General features: G+C 62.2%; 22 protein-coding genes. 14 read left to right on the top strand and 8 right to left on the bottom strand.

Features of this window, described 5'->3' with window-relative positions; genetic code table 11:
* Window positions 1-102: 102 nt before the first annotated feature.
* Both NPS46_RS02260 and NPS46_RS02255 read left to right on the top strand, forming a co-directional pair.
* Window positions 103-939, top strand: a complete 837-nt coding sequence (locus tag NPS46_RS02260; protein ID WP_274104760.1) for a CvfB family protein — start codon at window positions 103-105, stop codon at window positions 937-939.
* Between the two features lie 25 nt (window positions 940-964).
* On the top strand, window positions 965-1,369 hold the full coding sequence (locus tag NPS46_RS02255) for a DUF2177 family protein (RefSeq protein WP_274104759.1): 405 nt from the start codon (window positions 965-967) through the stop codon (window positions 1,367-1,369).
* Here the strand turns inward: NPS46_RS02255 and NPS46_RS02250 are convergent.
* The gene (locus NPS46_RS02250) at window positions 1,366-2,547 is read right to left on the bottom strand and encodes an MFS transporter (RefSeq protein WP_274104758.1); all 1,182 of its coding nucleotides are present in this window, start codon (window positions 2,545-2,547) and stop codon (window positions 1,366-1,368) included. The two genes, NPS46_RS02255 and NPS46_RS02250, sit on opposite strands and share 4 nt — an antisense overlap.
* A 102-nt stretch (window positions 2,548-2,649) precedes the next feature.
* On the opposite strand from NPS46_RS02250, the gene ptrR reads away from it, so the two are divergent.
* Both ptrR and NPS46_RS25180 read left to right on the top strand, forming a co-directional pair.
* Window positions 2,650-3,507 carry a putrescine utilization regulator PtrR gene (gene ptrR, locus NPS46_RS02245; protein ID WP_274104757.1) on the top strand — a complete coding sequence of 286 codons (858 nt, stop codon included), beginning with the start codon at window positions 2,650-2,652 and terminating at the stop codon, window positions 3,505-3,507.
* A 147-nt stretch (window positions 3,508-3,654) separates the two neighbouring features.
* Window positions 3,655-3,774 (top strand): PA1414 family protein, encoded by a 120-nt coding sequence (locus NPS46_RS25180; RefSeq protein WP_337994230.1) that lies wholly within the window; start codon window positions 3,655-3,657, stop codon window positions 3,772-3,774.
* Between the two features lie 51 nt (window positions 3,775-3,825).
* On the opposite strand, the gene NPS46_RS02240 is transcribed toward NPS46_RS25180, so the two are convergent.
* From NPS46_RS02240 to arsC, 3 genes are read right to left on the bottom strand one after another with little or no spacing between them, the layout of a single operon-like run.
* Window positions 3,826-4,245, bottom strand: coding sequence for a DUF2069 domain-containing protein (locus NPS46_RS02240; protein WP_274104756.1), 420 nt, complete (start codon window positions 4,243-4,245; stop codon window positions 3,826-3,828).
* On the bottom strand, window positions 4,238-4,843 hold the full coding sequence (wrbA, locus tag NPS46_RS02235) for an NAD(P)H:quinone oxidoreductase (protein ID WP_274104755.1): 606 nt from the start codon (window positions 4,841-4,843) through the stop codon (window positions 4,238-4,240). Before wrbA ends, NPS46_RS02240 begins: the two co-directional genes overlap by 8 nt.
* Entirely contained in the window at window positions 4,840-5,193 is a 354-nt protein-coding gene (arsC, locus tag NPS46_RS02230) for an arsenate reductase (glutaredoxin) (protein ID WP_274104754.1), read from the bottom strand. Before arsC ends, wrbA begins: the two co-directional genes overlap by 4 nt.
* 116 nt (window positions 5,194-5,309) lie before the next feature.
* Here arsC and NPS46_RS02225 point away from each other — a divergent pair, with 116 nt between their 5' ends.
* On the top strand, window positions 5,310-5,777 hold the full coding sequence (locus tag NPS46_RS02225; protein WP_274104753.1) for a TlpA disulfide reductase family protein: 468 nt from the start codon (window positions 5,310-5,312) through the stop codon (window positions 5,775-5,777).
* Window positions 5,778-5,869: 92 nt separating this feature from the next.
* Here NPS46_RS02225 and NPS46_RS02220 read toward each other — a convergent pair whose 3' ends face one another.
* Together NPS46_RS02220 and NPS46_RS02215 are read right to left on the bottom strand one after the other, a co-directional pair.
* Window positions 5,870-6,274, bottom strand: a complete 405-nt coding sequence (locus NPS46_RS02220) for an META domain-containing protein (protein WP_274104752.1) — start codon at window positions 6,272-6,274, stop codon at window positions 5,870-5,872.
* Window positions 6,274-6,708, bottom strand: a complete 435-nt coding sequence (locus tag NPS46_RS02215) for a hypothetical protein (protein WP_274104751.1) — start codon at window positions 6,706-6,708, stop codon at window positions 6,274-6,276. The genes NPS46_RS02220 and NPS46_RS02215 overlap by 1 nt, the downstream gene beginning before the upstream one ends.
* Window positions 6,709-6,854: 146 nt before the next feature.
* Here NPS46_RS02215 and NPS46_RS02210 point away from each other — a divergent pair, with 146 nt between their 5' ends.
* A complete protein-coding gene (locus NPS46_RS02210; protein ID WP_274105400.1) occupies window positions 6,855-8,075 on the top strand; it encodes a hypothetical protein in 1,221 nt (406 codons plus the stop codon).
* Here the strand turns inward: NPS46_RS02210 and NPS46_RS02205 are convergent.
* Window positions 8,072-9,055, bottom strand: coding sequence for a 2-hydroxyacid dehydrogenase (locus tag NPS46_RS02205; protein WP_274104750.1), 984 nt, complete (start codon window positions 9,053-9,055; stop codon window positions 8,072-8,074). The genes NPS46_RS02210 and NPS46_RS02205 overlap by 4 nt on opposite strands.
* 66 nt (window positions 9,056-9,121) lie before the next feature.
* Window positions 9,122-11,875 (bottom strand): response regulator, encoded by a 2,754-nt coding sequence (locus NPS46_RS02200; protein ID WP_274104749.1) that lies wholly within the window; start codon window positions 11,873-11,875, stop codon window positions 9,122-9,124.
* 204 nt (window positions 11,876-12,079) lie between these two features.
* Between NPS46_RS02200 and NPS46_RS02195 the strand changes: the two genes are divergently transcribed.
* From NPS46_RS02195 to NPS46_RS02160, 8 genes are all read left to right on the top strand, one after another.
* Window positions 12,080-12,814, top strand: coding sequence for a response regulator transcription factor (locus NPS46_RS02195; RefSeq protein ID WP_274104748.1), 735 nt, complete (start codon window positions 12,080-12,082; stop codon window positions 12,812-12,814).
* Window positions 12,804-14,183, top strand: a complete 1,380-nt coding sequence (locus NPS46_RS02190; RefSeq protein WP_274104747.1) for a sensor histidine kinase — start codon at window positions 12,804-12,806, stop codon at window positions 14,181-14,183. The genes NPS46_RS02195 and NPS46_RS02190 overlap by 11 nt, the downstream gene beginning before the upstream one ends.
* Window positions 14,184-14,269: 86 nt before the next feature.
* Window positions 14,270-15,172: a cysteine synthase CysM gene (gene cysM / locus NPS46_RS02185; RefSeq protein ID WP_274104746.1), complete on the top strand. Its 903-nt coding sequence runs from the start codon at window positions 14,270-14,272 to the stop codon at window positions 15,170-15,172.
* Window positions 15,172-16,524: a 23S rRNA (uracil(1939)-C(5))-methyltransferase RlmD gene (rlmD, locus tag NPS46_RS02180; RefSeq protein ID WP_274104745.1), complete on the top strand. Its 1,353-nt coding sequence runs from the start codon at window positions 15,172-15,174 to the stop codon at window positions 16,522-16,524. Before cysM ends, rlmD begins: the two co-directional genes overlap by 1 nt.
* 161 nt (window positions 16,525-16,685) lie before the next feature.
* Complete coding sequence (gene relA / locus NPS46_RS02175; protein ID WP_274104744.1) at window positions 16,686-18,929, top strand: GTP diphosphokinase; 2,244 nt, start codon at window positions 16,686-16,688, stop codon at window positions 18,927-18,929.
* 99 nt (window positions 18,930-19,028) lie between these two features.
* A complete protein-coding gene (gene mazG, locus NPS46_RS02170; protein ID WP_274104743.1) occupies window positions 19,029-19,862 on the top strand; it encodes a nucleoside triphosphate pyrophosphohydrolase in 834 nt (277 codons plus the stop codon).
* A 25-nt stretch (window positions 19,863-19,887) separates the two neighbouring features.
* On the top strand, window positions 19,888-20,427 hold the full coding sequence (locus NPS46_RS02165) for a DUF2058 domain-containing protein (protein ID WP_274104742.1): 540 nt from the start codon (window positions 19,888-19,890) through the stop codon (window positions 20,425-20,427).
* A 387-nt stretch (window positions 20,428-20,814) separates the two neighbouring features.
* Window positions 20,815-21,264: an Hsp20 family protein gene (locus NPS46_RS02160; protein WP_274104741.1), complete on the top strand. Its 450-nt coding sequence runs from the start codon at window positions 20,815-20,817 to the stop codon at window positions 21,262-21,264.
* The last annotated feature ends 130 nt before the right edge of the window (window positions 21,265-21,394 follow it).

Below are 21,394 nucleotides of genomic sequence, written 5' to 3'. Positions count from 1 at the left end.
GAAAAACAAGCCACTGGCGGTTTTTATCGGAGGCGTTTGTCCATGGCCAACGTCGTTGAGAAACTCGGGTAGAATGCGCGCCACGCAATGAGGGTTCCGGAAATGGCTTTAGTGGGTCGCTACAACAGTTTGCAAGTGGTTAAACATACAAACTTCGGTTTGTATCTGGACGGTGGGCAGGAAGGCGAAATTCTGTTGCCCAATCGTTATATTCCTAAAGATATTCCCAGCGAAGATGAAGACTGGCTGAATGTTTTTATTTATCTCGATAGCGACGATAAATTAATTGCTACCACCGAAAAACCGAAAGTTCAGGTGGGTGAATTTGCCAGTCTGAAAGTGGTTGAGGTGAACAGCATTGGCGTGTTCCTCGACTGGGGCCTGCCCAAGGACCTGCTGCTGCCGTACTCCGAAGAGAAGCGTCAACTGAGCGCTGGCGAGTACTGTGTGGTGCATGTCTATCTCGACAAGCACACTCGCCGTATCACGGCCACGGCCCGCCTGGATCGCTACCTGGACAAGACACCGGCGGACTACAAGGTCGGCCAGGAAGTTGATCTGCTGGTGGCTGAAGCGACCGACATGGGCTTCAAGGCCATTATCAACAACAAGCACTGGGGCCTGATCCACAAGAACGAAGTGTTCAAGTTCCTACGTCCGGGTAAACAGGAAAAAGGCTTTATCAAGGAGGTCCGCGCCGATGGCAAGATCGCCTTGAGCCTGCAACCGATTGGCCAGGAAGCGGCCAGCAGCCTGAACTCGAAGATCCTCGCCAAGTTGCGTGAAAACAATGGCGTACTGCCCGTGAGCGACAAGAGCGATCCGAGCGTGATCAGTGGCCTGTTCGGTGTCAGCAAGGGCAACTTCAAGAAAGCGATTGGGGCGCTCTACAAAGAAGGGCGTATCGTGATCCACGCCGATCGCATCGAACTGAGCTGATATCCCCCGACGGAGATCATCGACCATGAAGCGCAACCTGCTGGCCTACGTCGTAACGTTGCTGGTTTTTCTGCTCCTCGACGGTCTCTGGCTCGGTGTGATGATGGGCCCCACCTATGGGGCGCTGCTGGGGCCGCTGATGCGTGATCAGCCATTGTGGGGGCCGGCGGTGGCGTTTTACCTGATGTATGTGCTGGGTGTCGTGGTGCTCGTGGTGTGTCCTGCGCTGGCACACCGCAGTGGCTGGCACGCCGCCGGCTTTGGCGCATTGCTCGGGCTGGTCGCCTACGGCACTTACGATCTGAGCAACTGGGCCACGCTGCACGCCTGGCCCGGGCAATTGGCCGTGCTGGATATGGCCTGGGGCACAGTGCTGACCTGTCTGGCCGCCAGCGCCGGGTATGCCGTTGCTCGCCGGGTATCGGCTTAGACGGCTACCTCGCGGCCAGCGCCGCACGGCACACCAGCCTTGCGGGCCAAGGGTTGCCAGATCAGGATCCCCGCGACCACCAGGCCACTGGCGGCAGCGATCAAGGCCGGTTGCAGGCTGCCATCCAGAAAATGGCTGAGAGTCGCCAGCAGCGGTCCTCCCAACTGGCCTACTGCAAAGCAGGCGGTCAGCAGCCCGGCATTGCGTTGGGAGGCATGGGGCGCCAACTCTCGCGAACGCTGCATCACCAACTGCATGCAGGCCAGGAACGGCGTGCCGCAGAGCAGCACACCCAGGGCCAGCCCGAAACCGCCTGGCAACAGACAGGCGAACACGCCCGCGGCCTGCAGCCAGAGTGTCGCAATCAACCAGTGACGGGTACGCCCCGGCGTAAGCCGACGCAGGCTGGCCAGGACCACGCCGACTGCTGCCGCCAGGCCGAAGCACGGCCAGAACAGATCAGCCTGCCACTGGCCTTGAAAGCGTGCGCTAGCCATTTGCGCAAGAAAGGTCGCCGGAATGATGTAGCCGATGCCATAGAGCCCATAGACCAGCCCCAAACGGCAGATCCCTTGGCCCCTTGGCTGCTGGGCGAGCTCGGGCGCAGCCGGTTCGCCGATGCCGGGGCGAGGCAGGATCGGCAGGATTCCCAGCAGCAGCACCAGGCCGGTGACGGCATAGACCAGCCATAGGATCGCCGAACCTTGCCCAAGCAGATTCGAACCCAGCGCCAGCAGGCCGGTCAGCATGATACCCAGGCCCGGCCCGGCAAAAACCAGGGCGCCCAGCCGAGGACGGCCGGCGGCAATCGCCAGCGGCTGGCTGAGTGCGGTGATCATGACCAGCACCCAGGCGCTGGCCACGCCGGTGCCCAGGCGCAGGAGCCAGTGACTCCAGAATCCCTGGGCCCAGAACGAGGCCAGGGTCAGCAGGACGCAAAGCCACAAGCCGCCCTGCAGGCGCAGGCGCACCTGGGCCGGACGCCGGGCAAACATGGCATCGAGCGCGCCGAGCAAATAGCCCAGGTAGTTGGCCGCGGCGATCAGTCCGGCGGCGCTCAAGTCGATCTGTCCCTCGCTGATCAGGTGAGGCAATTGCGGCGTCAGGGCGAAGCGGCCAATACCCATGGCCATCATCAAGGCGATAAAGCTGGCGAGCAAACGGGTTTGGGCAGGCATGGGCGCGGTTCCAGGGGCGAACAATGACCGTTAGGCTAGGGTGAATTGACTTTCTTTAAAAATGAATAATAGTGAGTGACTTGTTCACTTAAAGAGAAAGTCATGGAGTTCAGCCAACTGCGGATCTTCCAGGCCGTGGCCGAAGAAGGCTCGCTCACCAGAGCGGCGGAGCGCTTGCATCGCGTCCCCTCGAACCTGTCGACGCGCTTGCGCCAGCTCGAAGAGCAATTGGACGTCGAGCTGTTTGTTCGCGAGCGTCAGCGCTTGCTGCTATCGCCCGCCGGGAAGGTGTTGCTGGAGTACACGCGCCGCCTGTTCGCCCTGCACGAAGAAGCACGGGTAGCGGTACAGGGTGGCCAGCCCGGCGGGGATTTTGTCCTGGGGACCATGTACAGCACGGCGGCCATCCATTTACCGGAGCTGCTGGCGCGTTATCACCGCCGTTATCCGGCGGTGAACTTGCAGGTACAGTCAGGGCCCAGTGGCGAGTTGCTCGAAGGCTTGCTGAGCGGGCGCCTGGATGCGGCCCTGGTCGATGGTCCGATGGAACTGGCGGGCCTGGATGGCGTCCCGCTGTGCGAGGAAACCCTGGTGCTGGTCAGTGAGGCCGATCATCCGCCGGTGCGCAATGCCCTGGATGTCGAGGGGCGGGCAGTGTTCACCTTTCGTCAGGGCTGTTCCTACCGGATGCGGCTGGAGGCCTGGTATGCCCACGATCGCGCGAGCATGGGGCGAGTGATGGAAATCGAGTCCTATCCCAGCATGCTGGCCTGTGTGATTGCCGGTGCCGGGGTGGCGTTGATGGCCGAATCGATGCTGGCCAGCCTGCCGGGACGTGAGAGCGTGGCGGTGCATACCCTGGCCGAACCTTTCGCGCGTGCAACCACCTGGTTGATGTGGCGCAAGGGCATGGTGGGGGCCAATCTGAATGCCTGGATCGAGATGCAGCAGGCAGCTTGAGGATCGGCGGTAGTGACCTGGGTCACGATCACCTGCGACTTGAGCGCGCATTGCGCGAAACTTAGCGCTATGATCTCTAGGAGACGGCCTACAAGCTTTGGCCGCTAGCATGATGTGCAGCTAGCACTATCGAAAGAGGGGAGCGTCATGAAAGAGAAAATCCAGAACTGGCTCCACGATCTCGGCGTCGCCCTTGGGCTGATCGAGCCCCCGCTGCAGCCGGTACCGGTTCGCACCGATGACGAGCGTCGTCGCCCGCGTCGCTGAACCAGCCCGTGCCCGGGCAGGCGCCTTGCGGCGCACTGCCCGCGATCCCGTCTAGGCGGCTTGCCCTTCGCCCGCCAGCTTGCGATTGAGCTGATGGCTCCAGCGCACGTACATCATTGCGCTGCAGAACACGGCCACGCTGGCCGCCATTTCCAGCACGCCGAACCATTGCCGGTTGGGGTCGTACGCGGCCAGCGCGCCCTTGATGAAATACAGATTGACCACGTAGCAGGTCCACGAGTGACCGCGCACGCTACCCATCAGCATGCCCGGCAGCAGGGGCAGTAACGGTACCAACTCGATCAGCAGGATCACCCAGGGCCGCGCGCCGTGCAGATCGGCGAGCCACAGGTACCAGACGCAAAGCAGCCCGATCAAGCCGAAAAAGCACGCCAGGCTCACGACCCGGCTTATGCGCACCCGTGGCTGCAACCATTGCAGGGACGGTAATACCTTGGGCTTCTTAGCCACGGGGACTCTCCAGTTGCCGCGCGGTTTTCGCCAGGCGCAGGCCCAGTGCACGGCACAGGCTGATTTCATGTTCATCCAGCGCGCGCTTGCCGTCCGCCCCGGCGTGGCGGCTGGCGCCATAGGGCGTGCCGCCACCGCGGGTGTCGAGCAAGGCAGATTCGCTGTAGGGCAGGCCGGTGACCAGCATGCCGTGGTGCAGCAGTGGCAGCAGCATGGACAGCAGGGTGGTCTCCTGGCCGCCATGCAGGCTGGCGGTGGAGGTGAACACAGCAGCTGGCTTGCCGACCAGGGCGCCCGTCAGCCAGAGGTTGCTGGTGCCGTCGATAAAGTACTTGAGCGGCGCCGCCATATTGCCGAAGCGCGTCGGGCTGCCGAGTGCCAAGGCACTGCAGTGCTTGAGGTCGTCGAGGCTGGCATAGAGCGCGCCTTCGGCGGGAATATCGGGGGCTACAGCCTCGCATTCGCTGGAAACTGCCGGCACGGTGCGCAATCGTGCTTCCAGGCCGCCCTGCTCGATGCCGCGGGCGATCTGCCGGGCCATTTCGCTGGTTGCGCCATGGCGGCTGTAGTACAGCACCAATACATAGGGGGCGCTCACGGCAGGATCTCCAGAATGTTTTCCGGTGGCCGGCCAATGACCGCACGATCACCGACTTCCAGGATTGGCCGTTCGATCAGCTTGGGGTGTGCCGCCATGGCGGCAATCAGCTGCGCTTCGCTCAGGTTCGTATCGGCCAGGCCCAGGGCCTTGTATTCGTCCTCACCGCTACGTAGCAGCTGCCTTGCACCCATGCCCAGCTTGGCGAGCAGGGCCTGCAGTTGCGTGGCGTCGAGTGGGGTGTCGAGGTAACGCACCACGGTCGGGGCCAGGCCGCGGGCTTCGAGCAATTCCAGCGCGCTGCGCGATTTGGAGCAACGCGGGTTGTGATAAAGCGTCAGGTCGGTCATGTGCTGGTCGCATCTTGCGTAAGGTGGCGGCTATTCTACCTGCGTGGCGCGTGCGGCTGAACCTTGCGAGGTGATTGGTCGCAGGCCGGTGCCAATCAATTGAAAGGGATCAGAGCATGACCAGGCGTTGGATAACGGCAGTGGCAATCATGGGCAGCCTGTTGCTCAGTGGCTGTGGCAATGATTACGGGGTCGATCAGCATGGCCAGAAAGTCGCCGCCGAGCGTCTGGACACGCAGTGGAAGGTGGTCAATTACTGGGCCGAGTGGTGTGGGCCGTGCCGGATCGAGATTCCGGAGCTCAATGCCCTGGCCGAGCAACTCAAGGGCCAGCCGGTCGAAGTGTTCGGGGTCAATTTCGATGGGATGCAAGGGGCTGAGCTCACCCAGGCGAGTGAGGCGCTGGGGATCCGTTTCACGGTGTTGGCCCAGGACCCGGCCGAGCGGTACGAGTTGCCGCGCAGTGAAGCATTGCCGGTGACCTATCTGATCGACCCGCAGGGCAAGGTCCGCGAACAGTTGCTCGGCGAACAAACGGCAGCAGGGCTGACGCTGAAACTCAAGCAATTGCAGGCCGTGAACTGAGGCCTACCCCGCGCGAACAAGCGTGCTGGCGACGCTTTGCAACGCCTGCAAAGATCGCGAGCACGCTCATTCCGGCCATCAGGCCGGGCGGCTCAGCCTTCTTCGAGCCACAGGCGCAACGGCTTGCCCTGGGCAGGCCAGAAACGCATCTGGTCGATGGGGGAGATATCCCAGCGCTGCACGGTTTCCAGCGCCTGGAGAAAGCGTCGCTCCTGCTCCATCAGGGCTGGCGCACAGAGTTTGCGCGTGCTGCCGACCTTGCCGAAGCTGAGTGTGTTGCCGTCCAGTGTGTAGGGCGCAAACCAGTGATTGCAGCCGCCATTGCCGTAGGCCCGGCCATCGCTGCCAAGGGTGACGGTCAGGTGGCTGTAATCGATCAGGGGCCGCTCGCCGATCCATTCCAACACATAGCTTTTATCCTGCTGCAGCTTGACCGGCTCGGCGGCGCAGCCGACCAGGCCGGCCGCGAGACCGCAGAGCAGTAGCGCATGGCGCATTATTTTGCCTCCTGGCACGCTGGGCACAGGTGTTTTTCGCCCTGGCTGGCCCAGCCCAGCTCGGCGATACGCGCAGTGGCAGCAGGCTTTTGGGCCTTGTTGCCGAGCTTGCTGTCGACCGCGAACTCGAAGCTCAGGGTCTTGGCGCAGCTGTCGCAATTGACTTCCCACTGGTGAATCGCCAGCTCGCCAAACACCGGGCCACTGGCCACGGCGACCCATTGGCCGCGGGGATTGATCAGGTGGCGAACGGTCTCGACGGTCAGGCGCATGGACAGGTCACGGCTGCCCTTGAGGGTCACCAGCAGTACATCGCCAATACGGATCGAGCCACCGTTGCCCGTGACCTGGTAACGACCGGGCACCAGGTTGCGGCATTCGATCAGGGTATGTTGCGGGCTCATCAGGCTGTAGCGGAAATCGTGTTCGACCATGGGTCCTCCAAATAGGCTCGGTATGCTAGCACGCAGATCCCGGGAAGATGGCAGGGCGTTGTGACCTTCGATCTGGTGCAGCCGGTCCGTGACGCGCCCCTCGGCAAGCTGGCACACTCGCACACTGATGTTATTGAGGAATGAACATGGCGTTGATTCAGTGTGCAGGATGCAAGCGGTCCATCAGTTCGGTGGCGTCGGCGTGTATTCATTGTGGTGCGGCGATGCCCGGGGCGAATGCCAAGCCGGCGGCCGCTGCAGCTGCCAAGCCGGAGCTGGGGGGCGTGATGCTGATGGATGAGTCCTTGCTCTCGATGCATGGGCTGAGCGATCCCCAAGTGCGTAATGCTTTGAATGAGGCGTTGGCTTCTGCGCAAGCCTCGACAACGCCTCCCAGTTTCGAGTCGCACACCTCTTCCACACAGACCTATGGCCCTGGAGATAATGTTCCAGCCTCTGTACAGGCGATGACGGACGCTGCACTCGAGAGCATCAGGCTGGCTGATGGCAAGTCTAGCGAGCGGACTTACGAAGTTGGAGAAGAGGTCCCGGCCCACCTGCTGACCTTGGCCTCGGCAGGGGTCGAGAGCGCCATGCAAGCCAATGGCAATCCGGATTTTGCGGTTGCAGGACTTGCCGGGAGCGGATTGACGCCGGAAATTCTATCGGCAGTCAATTTTTCTCTAGCCCAGGTAGCCGCCAATGCGGCGCAGGCGGCCGACAAGCCTGGATTCGCCGGCGCAGGTACGATACCTACCAGCACAGCGTCGAACTCGGCGCCGTCAGTCAGCTTTTCCATGGGGGATGTGATTGCGGCCGCAGCGCTGGCCGACCTTCCTAAGGTCGCCACTGTTGCACCGCTCCAGGCCAGTGCCGTACAGACGCCGTTGCCGCCCGCCCGCGTCTCCACGGATGAGGTCACTGCCGCCGCAAAGCCGGCCGATACGCCTGATACTGCTGTCGTTGCACCGCTCCAGGGCCGCGTCGTACAGATCCCTTTACCGGTGCCGGCTGTCAGTGCTCCCTCTGCGCCCGTCACTGACACCGGGGTGTCGGCGGACCCGGCTGAAGTTGCTGTCGCTGCACCGGCCCCGGCCCGCTTGGTCCAGATTCCATTACCGACACCGCCAGACCATAGCCCTCTTCCCGCAATGACGGCTCCCGCACAAACTGTCGATTCAACTGATGCCCAGGGTGCCAAGCGCTCGGTCCCCCTATGGCTGGGGCTGGCGATCTTTTTACTACCGCCGGTGTTCGTCTGGTTTCTGCTGCGCAAGGGCCATACCACGACGCAGCGTGTGTTGGGATTCTCCTGGATGGGGCTTATCGCTTTGGGGAAATACGCCAGCACGTTGGCGGGCAGTTAGACCCGATTGCGCACCTTGCCGGCGGCCCAGTCGGCAATGTTGCCCAGGGTCGTCTCGGCGATGGCCCCGAGCGCTTCATGGGTCAGAAAGGCCTGGTGAGCAGTGACGATAACGTTGGGAAATGTCAGCAGGCGCGCCAGCACATCATCCTGTAGGGGGAGATCTGAACGGTCCTCGAAAAACAGCTGCGCCTCCTCCTCGTAGACATCCAGCCCCAGATAGCCCAACTGACCTTCCTTGAGCGCGTCGATCAGGGCCGGTGTGTCGACCAGGCCGCCACGACCGGTGTTGATCAGCATGGCGCCCGGCTGCAAGTGGGCCAAGGAGTCACGGTTGATCAGGTGTTTGCTTTCAGCGGTCAACGGGCAGTGCAGGCTGATGATGCGTGACTGCTCCAGCACCTCGCGCAGGCTCAGGTAGCGTGCGCCCAGGGCCACGACTTCCGGATTGGGGAAGGGGTCGTAGGCCAGGAGTTCGCAACCGAAGCCGGCCATGATCCGCGCGAACGTCGCGCCAATCTGGCCGGTACCAATCACCCCGACGGTCTTACCTACCAGGTCGAAACCAGTGAGCCCGTGGAGGCTGAAATCGCCTTCGCGGGTGCGGTTGTAAGCGCGGTGCAGACGACGGTTGAGGGCGAGGATCAGGGCGACGGCATGCTCGGCCACGGCGTGGGGGGAATAGGCCGGGACACGCACGACCTCAAGGCCCAGGCGCTTGGCGGCCAGCAGGTCGACATGGTTGTAGCCGGCGGAGCGCAGTGCGATCAATTGCGTTCCACCGGCTGCCAGCTGTTCAAGCACTGGGGCGCTCAGGTCGTCGTTGATAAAGGGGCAGACCACCTCATGGCGCTCGGCCAGGGCAACCGTATCCAGGCTCAGGCGTGCGGGTTGGAAATGTAGTTCGAGTCCGGCGGGTTGTTGGGCAGCCAGGAAACTGTCGCGATCATAGGTCTGGCTGCTGAACAGAATGGCACGCATTAGGGCTTTCCTTTTAATGAACGCCGACAGTCTAGCGGCCGGCGCTGTGACACGGCTTGCGCCAGGTCAGGCGCTGACACGCGCCTCGCTGGTCAGCCGGGAGATGGCGATATCGAGCTCTTCGAGGGCGGCCATGGCACCGGGGTCGTCCTGCTTGAGCAGCGTCTCGCTACGCAGGCAGGCGGCGCGCAGTTGCGGCACGCCACAATAGCGGGTGGCACCGTGCAAGCGATGAACCCTTTCGATCAAGGCCAGGCGGTCATTCGCCTCGCGGGACTGGCGAATGGCCTGCCGATCGGCGTTCAGGGAGGCCAGCAGCATTGCCAGCATATCGGCAGCCAGGTCAGCCTTGCCCGCTGCCAGGCGCAGCCCTTCCTCGGGGTCAAGGACACGCAGCTCACCGCCCTGGCGTACGGGTTCGCCACCCAGGTCCGGTGCCTGGTTGCGCAAGGCCAGGCCCGTCCATTTAAGGACCACCTGGGCCAACTGGCGCTCGCTGATGGGCTTGGTCAGGTAGTCGTCCATGCCGCTCTGCAGCAGGGCGCGTTTTTCATTGGCCATGGCGTGGGCGGTCAGCGCGACGATGGGCAGCGGGTTGCCGGACCGTCCTTCTTCCCAGAGCCGGATCGCTTCGGTGCATTGGCGGCCATCCATGCCAGGCATCTGCACATCCATCAGCACCAGGTCGAAGGCTTCCTGGTGCACGGCCTGGATGGCCGCGAAGCCACTGTCGACCGCCGTGACCTGGGCGCCGATGTCTTCGAGCAGGGTCTGGACCAGCAGCAGGTTGGCCGGGTTGTCGTCGACGCACAGTATCCGTGGCGCGCGGCTGGACAACGGTTCGCTGGGGCTTGGCCGGCTGGGGCCGGGATGAACCAGGTCCGCCAGGGCGCGGCGCAGTTTGCGGGTGCAGGCCGGCTTGGCCTGGAGCTGGCTGTGGGGGTTGGGCACTGCCACCTGGAACAGCGTCTGTTCGGTGGTCGGGCACAGGACCAACGCCTTGCAGCCCAGGTGTTCGAGGTCCCAGATGCATTGGTTGAGGCGTTCAGGCGGCATCTCGTTGGCGGTCATGCCCAGGACTGCCAGGTCAATGGGCTGCGCCGTCTGGTGAGCACTGGTCACGCCATTGAGCAGGTTGTCCAGGGTGGTGAACGGGCTGACCTGCAGCCCGCAATCCTCCAACTGGTGTTGCAAGGCCTGGCGTGCCAGCTCATGGCTTTCCAGCACCGCGACGCGACGCCCAAGCAGCGGCGGTGTGGGCAGATCTTCGGCATCGCTGCGGGTTTTGGGCAGGGTCAGGCTGATCCAGAACTCCGAGCCCTGGCCGGGGCTGCTGTCGACGCCGATTTCGCCGCCCATCTGTTCGATCAGGCGTTTGGAGATCACCAGTCCCAGGCCAGTGCCACCCGGCTGCCGGGCCAGGGAATTGTCCGCCTGGCTGAAGGCCTGGAACAGCGTACGCACATCCTGGTTGGACAGGCCGATACCCGTGTCCTGGACGCTGATGCGCAATTGCACGTTGTCTTCCTGCTCGTCTTCGAGCATGGCGCGCACGACGATCGTGCCCTCGCGGGTGAACTTGATCGCGTTGCTGACCAGGTTGGTGAGGATCTGCTTGAGTCGCAAGGGGTCGCCGATCAGCGACAGTGGCGTGTCGCGGTAGACCAGGCTGACCAGTTCAAGCTGCTTGGCGTGGGCGGCAGGCGCGAGGATGGTCAGGGTATCCTGCTGCAGGTCGCGCAGATTGAACGGGATGCTGTCGAGTACCAGCTTGCCGGCCTCGATCTTGGAGAAGTCGAGGATCTCGTTGATGATGCCCAGCAGGCTGTCGGCGGACTTCTCGATGGTGCTCAGGTAGTCGAGTTGGCGAGGCGTCAGTTCACTCTTTTGTAGCAGATGGGTAAAGCCGAGGATGCCATTGAGCGGGGTGCGGATCTCATGGCTCATGTTGGCGAGGAACTCCGACTTGATCCGGCTGGCCTCCAGCGCTTCCTTGCGAGCCAGGTCTAGCTCGATGTTCTGGATCTCGATGGTTTCCAGGTTTTGGCGCACATCCTCGGTGGCCTGGTCGATGCTGTGCTGCAATTCTTCCTGGGCGTTCTGCAGGGTCTCGGCCATATGGTTGATGCCCGCTGCCAGCTCATCGAGTTCCTGGCTGCCGAGCGCATCGAGCCGGGTTTGCAGGTTGCCGTCCTTGAGTAGCGCCACGGCCTGTTTGATCTGCTCGATCGGCTGGTTGATCGTACGGCTCATGCGCAGGGCCAGCAGCGCGGTAGCGCCAAGCCCGAAGGCGATCAGCAGCAGGCTGGCAAACAGGCTGCGATAGCCGCTGAGCAGCATGCCGGTGTGGGACAGTTCCAGCTCGACCCAGCCCAGCAGGCGTTCCGATTCATCCGGCACCGGTTGGCCGGCGATATTGCGATGACGGCCAAAGACCGGCATCAGATAGCGCGTGGCGTCATTGCCGCTGCGAAGCAGCATGCGGCGGTTGTCGCCGGTGGGCGCTGGGTTGAGCATGCTCGGCCCGGCATGGGCCAGTAGTGAGCGATCGGCCGCGAGCAGTGATACGGCCCGCACATCGCGTTGCTCCAGGGCCTGGGTCGCGATCCGCTCGAGGGCCTTGGCGTCGTCGTTGGCCATGGCCGGCGCAACCAGGGGGGCCATCTGCTCGGCGATCATTTCGCCTTCATGCAGTAATTGGCTTTTCAGGTCAGCCTGTTGCAGCCACGAAAAGTAGCCGCCGAGGATCAGCGCCATCAGGCTGGTGGGCAGCAGCGCCAGCAATAGCACGCGACCTTTGATACCCAGATTCTTCAGCACGCCACTCTCCCGCAGACAGCCATTTCAAGGGGGACGAGCGTGTCCTGCGCTCGTCAGCCGCCAGTGTAGCCATTTGACCGGGGGGCACGCGCGCAAAAAAAGGGTGAATCGGTGAGGAACAGACATTGCCCACGACCAGAGTCGAGTTGCCTGCGCCCCGTCGATCTTGAATAATCACCGATTGAGAATTATTTGCAGACGCCAATGATCCCCGTATCCGCCGTGCCCGCCCGTATCCTGACCATTGAAGACGACACCGTGCTGGGCGCCTACGTCCATGAGCACCTGGGGCGTTGCGGTTTCGAGGTGACCTGGTGCCAGAACGGCGCCCAGGGCCTGGATCTGGCCCGCCGGGACGTGTTCGATGTCGTGCTGATGGATATCTTGCTGCCAGGCATGCACGGCCTGGAAATTCTCACGCATTTGCGCCAGCGTCACTCGACGCCGGTGATCCTGATGTCGGCGTTGGGGGCCGAGGCGGACCGTATCAGTGGGTTTCGCCTGGGTGCCGATGATTACTTGCCCAAGCCGTTCAGCATGGCCGAGTTGCGTGTGCGCATCGAGGCCATCCTGCGTCGGGTGGCGCTGGATCGTCGGCATCTGGGCGGGCCCTCGATGCCGCCGGTGGAACCGGTCGACACGCCGGGGCTGCTGCTCGACGACGAACGTTGCGACGCGGGCTACAACGGGCAGTGGGCGGGCCTGACCCGCAGCGAATACCGGCTGCTCGAAACCCTCAATCGCCATGCGCACGAAGTGCTGAGCAAGGCGTTTCTTTATCAGCATGTGCTGCAGCGCGGTTTTGCCGCCCATGATCGCAGCCTGGATATGCATATCAGCCAGATCCGTCGCAAGCTCAAGGCCCTGGGCTACAGCCAGCGTGAAGTGCGCACGGTCTGGGGCAAGGGCTATGTCCTGAGTGCCAGCGATGAGCGCTAGATTACCGGGCCGTCATTCGCTTTTCTGGAAACTGGCCTGCCTGCTGGTTGCCTTCTGCGTCCTGATGGTTTGGCTCAGTTGGTACTGGGGGCGCTACCTGGAGCAGCAGGACGCCTACCTGTCCGATCATGCGCGCCAGACGTTGCGCGACTATGCGGCCCAGGCCGAGGAAGCGTGGAAGCAGGGCGGTGAAAGCGGCATCGATGCTTGGCTGGAGCGCGTGCGCCAAGGCGAGGGCACCTGGATCGGCGTGGTCGGCCATGACCTGCAGTCCCTTGCCAGCTTGCCCTTAAATGAGTTGCAGACCCAGCGCTTGACCTTTTTGCGCGGCGTCGATTGGCCGGTCAGCCGGCATACCCGTGGACTGCCGTGGTTGAAAGTGCCATTTCCCAACGACTCGACGCTCGGCAGCCTGGTGATCGAGCTGCCGCAACGCTTTATGCCGGGGCGTTACCAGTTGTTCTGGCGGATGGTGACCAATGGCGTGATCCCCGGCTTTTTCACGTTGCTGCTGTGTGTCGGCCTGTATCGTTTGCTGATCATGCCGCTCAACCATCTGCGCGAGCAGGCCAACGCCTGGCGGGCCGACCAGTTGAGTACCCGGCTCTCGGCGCAAACCACCAGCCGTCAGGACGAGTTGGGAGAGCTGGGGCGGGCATTCGACCAGATGTCCGAGCGGTTGCAGAGTACCGTGGCCTTGCAGCAGCAACTGTTGCGCGACTTGTCCCATGAGCTGCGCACCCCTTTGAGCCGCCTGCGCGTGGCCAGTGAAAGCGAGCAGGACCTGCCGGCGCTGCGTGAGCGTATTGCCCGGGAAGTGGACGGCATGCAGCGCTTGGTCGAGGACACCCTGCAACTGGCGTGGCTCGATACCGAGCTGGCGCCGCTGCCCCAGGAAGCGATCCAAATTCAGGCCTTGTGGGACATGCTGGCGGAAAACGCCAGTTTTGAAACCGGCTGGACGCTCGAACAACTGCAGTGCGCGGTAGTCGCCGATTGCTGGGTTTATGGCCATTTGAACAGCCTGGCCCAGGCCCTGGAAAACAGCTTGCGCAATGCCATTCGTCATTCTCCGCCGGGTGGGGTGGTGCGCCTGGATGGTCGTCGCGAGGGTGACTACTGGCATCTATGGTTGGAGGATCAGGGTGGCGGGGTGGCCGAGGCGGATCTGGAGCGGATCTTTGCGCCCTTTACCCGGCTTGACGGCTCACGCCCTGGCGACGGTGGTTTCGGGCTGGGCCTGAGCATCGCGCGCAACGCCTTGCAGCGCCAGGGCGGGGCACTGTGGGCCGAGAACACCGGGCAGGGGCTGCGTCTGAACATGCGCCTGCCGGCGGCGGAACCCGCGGGCAGCACTTATAACGTTTAGCCATAAGCCTCGTACTTTGCGTGATATGGGCCGTCAGCGTTTGCCGGTATGATAGGCGGCCCCGCAGTCTGGATTGCGAATACGCCATGACCTTGCAGTACCCCACCATCGCCGATTGCGTCGGCAACACCCCGCTGGTTCGTTTGCAGCGCCTGCCCGGCGCCACCAGCAATACCCTGCTGCTCAAGCTCGAAGGGAACAATCCGGCCGGTTCGGTCAAGGATCGTCCGGCCCTGTCGATGATTACCCGCGCCGAGTTGCGCGGGCAGATCCAGGCCGGCGACACGCTGATCGAAGCCACTTCGGGTAATACCGGGATTGCCCTGGCCATGGCCGCGGCGATCAAGGGTTACCGGATGATCCTGATCATGCCGGACAATTCCAGCGCCGAGCGCAAGGCTGCCATGACCGCCTATGGCGCCGAACTGATCCTGGTGTCCCAGGAAGAGGGGATGGAAGGCGCTCGCGACCTGGCACAGCGCATGGAGGCCGAGGGCCGTGGCAAAGTGCTCGACCAGTTCGCCAATGGTGACAACCCGGTGGCGCACTACACCAGCACCGGCCCGGAGATCTGGCGCCAGACGGCTGGCAGCATCACCCACTTCATCAGTTCCATGGGCACCACCGGCACCATCATGGGGGTTTCGCGCTACCTCAAGGAGCAGAATCCCGACGTGCAGATCATCGGCTTGCAACCGATGGAAGGCTCGGCGATCCCGGGGATCCGTCGCTGGCCCCAGGAATACCTGCCGAAAATCTACCAGGCCGAGCGGGTCGATCGCATTGTCGATATGGCCCAGCAGGAAGCCGAGGATGTCACGCGGCGCCTGGCCCGCGAAGAAGGGATTTTCTGCGGCGTCTCTTCCGGTGGTGCGGTGGCAGCCATGCTGCGCCTGTCCCGGGAAGTCGAGAACGCGGTGATGGTCGCGATTATCTGTGACCGAGGCGACCGTTATCTGTCGACCGGCGTCTACGATGCGTCCAACTGATGGCCAAGCATGAGAGAGGCCTGCGCTTCCAGCCCGCTGGTGGCAGCCGTGCCCCGCAGGTTCCGGTTGGGAAGAAGCAGCGCCTGAGTATTGAGCGCCTGGCTGGCGACGGTCGCGGCATTGCCTTTGTCGAGGGCCGCACCTGGTTTGTCGCTGGTGCCCTGGCGGGCGAAGAGGTCGAGGCACGGGTGTTGGCCGCCCATGGCAAGATCGTTGACGCCCGCGCCGAGCGCGTCCTGCTGGCCAGCAGTGCCCGGCGCCCGGCGCCCTGTGCCCATGCCGGTCGTTGCGGCGGTTGCAATGTGCAGCACCTGCCCCATACCGACCAACTTGCCCTGAAACAGCGCATGCTCGCCGAGCAATTGTCGCGGGTCGCGGGTGTTGAGCCGCAGGAGTGGGCCGCGCCTTTGAGTGGTCCCGAATTCGGCTATCGGCGCCGGGCCCGGGTCGCGGTGCGCTGGGACGCCAAGGCCAAACACCTGGCCGTGGGGTTTCGGGCCGCGTCCAGCCAGGACATTGTCGCTATCGACGATTGCCCGGTGCTGGTACAAGCCTTGCAGCCCATCATGCGCGAGTTGCCGTCGATGTTGCGACGCCTGAGCAAACCGCAGGCACTGGGGCATGTCGAGTTGTTCAGCGGCTCGGCCATCGCCTTGCTGCTACGGCATATGGCCGCGCTGTCGGAAGGCGACCTGCAGGTGTTGCGTCAGTTCTGCGAGCAGCATCAGGCGCAGCTGTGGTTGCACGGTGAAGGTTCGCCCGAGCCTGACGATGCCAGCCAGCCCCTGGGCTATCGCCTGGAGTCGTGGAATCTGCAACTGGCTTATCGGCCGGGGGATTTTGTCCAGGTCAACGCCGGGGTCAATGAAGCCATGGTTGCGCAGGCACTGGAGTGGCTGCAGCCCCAGCCCCACGAACGGGTGCTGGATCTGTTCTGTGGCCTGGGTAATTTTGCCTTGCCGCTGGCCCAGCAGGTCAGCGAAGTGGTGGCGGTAGAAGGCGTGCAGACCATGGTCGAAAGGGCCGAGGCCAACGCGCTTAGTAATAATTTGCATAATGTTCGGTTTTTTCAGGCCGATTTATCGCAGCCGCTGGGTGCTGCCGACTGGGTCGCCGGGGGCTTTTCTGCGGTACTCTTGGACCCACCGCGAGACGGTGCCTTCGAGGTGGTGAGCCAGCTCACGACCCTGGGTGCCAAGCGACTGGTTTATGTGTCGTGCAACCCGGCTACGCTGGCACGCGACACGGTTGAATTGATCAAGCAGGGCTACCGGTTAAAACGTGCCGCAATCCTCGATATGTTTCCCCAGACAGCGCATGTCGAGGCGATGGCGTTATTCGAAGCGAGCTAGGATGCTCGTCTAGTCCGACTGACCTGCAACGGTCGGGGCGTGCAGGAACAGTTGCTCTCGCACGACCTGATGATTGCGGCTACAGCCTGGCCGGAATCTGATTGCAACGAAGGTCAGTGATTTTGACGCATTGAATCTGCGTCGTAGGGAAGGTAAGCAAGATGGTACAGGTGAGAGCACACCAGCCGATCAACACCGACGGCAGTATCAATCTCGAGGCATGGCTCGATCATGCGGTCAGTGTCGACCCGGCGCTGGACCGTGAAGCCTTGAAGGAAGCCTGCGAATTCGCCAGGCAAGCGGAACAACAAGCCAACGCGGCGAAGAACCTGTGGGCCGATGGCACCTCGAGTTTCAGCACCGGGTTGGAAATCGCCGAGATCCTCGCCGATCTCAAGCTCGACCAGGACTCGTTGGTCGCCGCGATCCTTTATCGCGGCGTGCGCGAAGGACAGATCCAGTTACCCGCCGTCAGCCAGCGCTTCGGTTCGGTGGTGGCCAAGCTGATCGACGGTGTGCTGCGCATGGCAGCGATCAGTGCCAGTCTCAGCCCGCGGCAATCGCTGGTGCTGGGCACCCAGGGGCAGGTGGAAAACCTGCGCAAGATGCTGGTGGCCATGGTCGATGACGTGCGCGTCGCGCTGATCAAGCTCGCCGAGCGCACCTGCGCAATTCGCGCGGTAAAGAATGCCGACGACGAAAAGCGCGACCGGGTGGCCCGGGAAGTCTTCGATATCTATGCACCCCTGGCTCACCGCCTGGGCATCGGGCATATCAAGTGGGAGCTGGAGGATTTGTCCTTTCGCTACCTGGAGCCTGAGCAGTACAAGCAGATCGCCAAGTTGCTGCATGAGCGCCGACTCGACCGCGAGCGGTTTATCAGCGATGTGATGAGCCAACTCGAACATGAGTTGCTGGCGACCGGGGTCAAGGCCGATATCAGTGGCCGGGCCAAGCATATCTATTCGATCTGGCGAAAAATGCAGCGCAAGGGCCTGGCCTTCAGCCAGATCTACGATGTGCGCGCGTTGCGGGTACTGGTCCCGGAAATGCGCGACTGCTACACCGCGCTGGGTATCGTCCACACCCTGTGGCGCCATATTCCCAAGGAGTTCGACGACTACATCGCCAACCCCAAGGAGAACGGCTATCGCTCGTTGCATACGGCGGTGATCGGTCCCGAGGGCAAGGTGCTGGAAGTCCAGATCCGCACGCATGCCATGCACGAGGAAGCCGAGCTGGGCGTCTGCGCGCACTGGCGCTACAAGGGCACCGACGTCAAGTCCGGGTCCAATCACTACGAAGAGAAGATCTCCTGGCTGCGCCAGGTCCTTGAATGGCACGAGGAACTGGGCGACATCGGCGGCCTGGCCGACCAGTTGCGCGTCGATATCGAACCGGATCGGGTGTATATCTTTACCCCGGATGGCCATGCCATTGACCTGCCCAAGGGCGCGACGCCGCTGGACTTCGCCTACCGTGTCCACACCGAGATCGGCCACAACTGCCGGGGCGCCAAGATCAACGGGCGTATCGTGCCGCTCAACTACAGCCTGCAGACCGGTGAGCAGGTCGAGATCATCACCAGCAAGCACGGTACGCCGAGTCGCGACTGGTTGAACCCGAACCTGGGCTATGTCACCACCTCGAGGGCTCGGGCGAAGATCGTTCATTGGTTCAAGCTGCAGGCGCGAGACCAGAACGTCGCGGCGGGCAAGACCCTGCTCGAACGCGAATTGGGCCGCCTGGACCTGCCGCAGGTCGATTTCGACAAGCTGGCCGAAAAGGCCAACATGCGCACCGCCGAGGATATGTACGCGGCCCTGGGTGCTGGTGACCTGCGCCTGGCGCAATTGGTCAACCTGGCGCAGCAATTGGTCGAGCCGGAACGCGGCAGCGAACAGCTGGAGCTGATTCCGCGCAAAGCGACGGGGTACAAGCCGGGCAAGCGCGGCGATATCCAGATCCAAGGGGTCGGCAACCTGATGACCCAGATGGCGGGCTGCTGCCAGCCGTTACCGGGCGATGCCATTGTCGGCTACATCACCCAGGGGCGTGGCGTCAGTATTCACCGCCAGGACTGTGCGTCGGTGCTGCAACTGGGCGGTCGTGAGCCCGAGCGGATCATCCAGGTCAGCTGGGGCCCGGTGCCGGTGTCGACCTACCCGGTGGATATCGTGATTCGTGCCTACGACCGTTCCGGGTTGCTGCGGGACGTCTCCCAGGTCTTGCTCAACGAGCGGATCAACGTGTTGGCGGTCAATACCCGCTCCAACAAGGAGGACAACACCGCGCTGATGTCGCTGACCATCGAGATCCCGGGGCTCGACGCCCTGGGCCGATTGCTCGGACGTATCTCGCAGTTGCCGAACATTATCGAGACGCGACGCAACCGCACGCCCTGAAATCCGTATTTGTTTAGGCGCCAGCGGGTTCGCGATTGGGGGTGAAGCGACTTCATTCCCATCGCGAACCCAAAAGGACAGCTTCCAAGAGACCAACCGATGTATAGCCTTGAAGACCTGCTGCACCTGATGGCGCGGCTGCGGGATCCGCAATATGGCTGTCCGTGGGATATCCGACAGACTTACGCCAGCCTTGTGCCCTACACCCTGGAAGAGGCCTACGAGGTCGCTGATGCCATTGAGAGCGGCGACCTGGCGCACCTGCAGGGCGAGCTGGGTGACCTGCTGTTCCAGGTGGTGTACTACAGCCAACTGGCGCGTGAGGAGGGACGTTTCGAGTTCGACGGCGTGGTCGACAGCATCACCCGTAAATTGATTCGCCGGCATCCCCATGTGTTTCCTACGGGTGACCTGTATGCGCCGCCGGACCAGCCACGTCTGAGCGAAGAGCAGGTCAAGCAGCGCTGGGACCAGATCAAGGCCGAGGAGCGTGCGGAAAAAGCCGACGCTCCGCAGCAGCTCTCGTTGCTGGAGGATGTGCCTTTGGCGTTGCCTGCATTGTCCCGAGCGGCGAAGTTACAAAAGCGTGCGGCCCAGGTCGGCTTTGACTGGCCGGCGGCACTGCCGGTGGTCGACAAGGTGCGCGAAGAGCTGGACGAGGTGTTGGAGGCCATGGCCGACAACGACCAGCCGGCGATAGAGGAAGAGATCGGTGATCTGTTGTTTGTGGTGGTCAACCTGGCCCGGCACCTCAAGGTCGACCCTGAGTCGGCCCTGCGGGGGGCGAATGCCAAGTTCGACCGTCGCTTCCGATTTATCGAACAGGCATTGCGCGACACCCATCGTCCGATTGAAGATTGCACCCTCGAAGACTTGGACGCCCTGTGGGGTGAAGCCAAGCGTCAGGAAAAGAATTTGCCCAGCTGTGGCTGAGCCGTTGCCCAAGTGAGTAAGCACCATGAGCATTTCCCTTCGCGACCAGTTGCTCAAAGCAGGCCTGGTCAACCAGAAGCAGGCCAAACAGGTCGGCAAAGACAAGCAGAAGCAGCAACGCCTGGCCCATAAAGGTCAGATCGAGCTGGACGACTCGCAACAGCGGGCCGCCCAGGAAGCCCAGGCGGAGAAGGTCAAGCGTGACCAGGAGCTCAACCGTCAGCAGCAGGAAAAGGCCGAGCAGAAGGCCAAGGCCGCCCAGATCAAGCAGTTGATCGAAGTGTCGCGCCTGCCAAAGCTGACCACCGAGGACTACTACAACTTTGTCGATGACAAGAAGGTCAAGCGCCTGTCGGTCAATGCCTTGATGCGCGACAAGCTCAGCAGCGGCTCGTTGGCGATCGTCCAACATGGCGGCGGCTACGAAGTGATTCCCCGTGAAGCGGCGCTGAAGATCCAGGAGCGCGACCCACGGCGTATCGTGCAGCTCAACACGCCGACTGAGGCGCCGGACGAGGATGATCCGTACGCGGCCTACCAGATCCCCGATGACCTGATGTGGTAATCGGCGCATAGCGAGCAGCCAGGTCATTGGCCTGGCACTTCGCTCGAGTGTTCAAGCTCGAGGGGGCACATCGAAACCCGATGCCAGAAATGCCGGCATCGGGTTTTTTATGTCCTGTCTTTCAGCCGAACTGCCTGGCTTGGGCTGTCTCGGTTGGCTGCTGTGTATTGCGAGTTGGCGGGGTATTGCTGCGTTTTGAGTAGAGTAGGGCGAGTGTTCTGCCATGAAGGGCAAGCGGCTTGAGTGTTTTCGCCGTTGAGTGAAAAGAGCTGAAAAAAATCTGCGAAAAGACTCTTGAAAAGTGTTTGTCGGTCCCTATCTAGGGAGTACGCGATGCCGAACTCGGGTCGCGGAGACAAATACTCGCTGACTATCAGGAGACTTATCATGACCAATGCATTTTCCATGGCGCCACTGTTTCGTTCTTCCGTGGGTTTCGATCGCTTTAATGACTTGTTCGAAACTGCAATGCGTAATGAGCCAGGCAGCAGCTATCCGCCCTACAACGTTGAAAAACATGCCGATGATCAATATCGCATTGTGGTTGCAGCCGCAGGTTTCCGCGAGGAAGACCTGGAGTTGCAAGTCGAGAACGGTGTATTGACCATTAGCGGTGGCAAACGTGAAGCCTCTCCCGAGAGCATCACCTATCTGCACCAGGGCATTGCCCAACGGGCATTCAAGCTGTCGTTCCGCCTGGCTGACCATATCGAGGTCAAGTCGGCCGGCCTGAGCAATGGTCTGTTGAATATCGACCTGCTGCGGGTTGTGCCTGAAGAGGCCAAGGCCAAACGTATCCCGATCAATGGGGTGCAACAGGCCGCTTTGCAGAACTGATGGTTAAGTTCTGCAGGTAATGCGCTTGGCAGGCTGTACGAAAGTGCAGCCTGCCAAAGGCTTGTTGTTTAACGTTGAATATAAGTTTTTTATTGGTTTCTTTGCGGTGTGATCTTTGTAATAAACGAAG

Origin of the sequence: Pseudomonas putida, assembly GCF_028682395.1 — a bacterium.
Lineage (GTDB): Bacteria > Pseudomonadota > Gammaproteobacteria > Pseudomonadales > Pseudomonadaceae > Aquipseudomonas > Aquipseudomonas putida_AB.
Note: the sequence above shows the minus strand (reverse complement) of the source record. Positions and strands in the feature narration are given on the sequence as shown.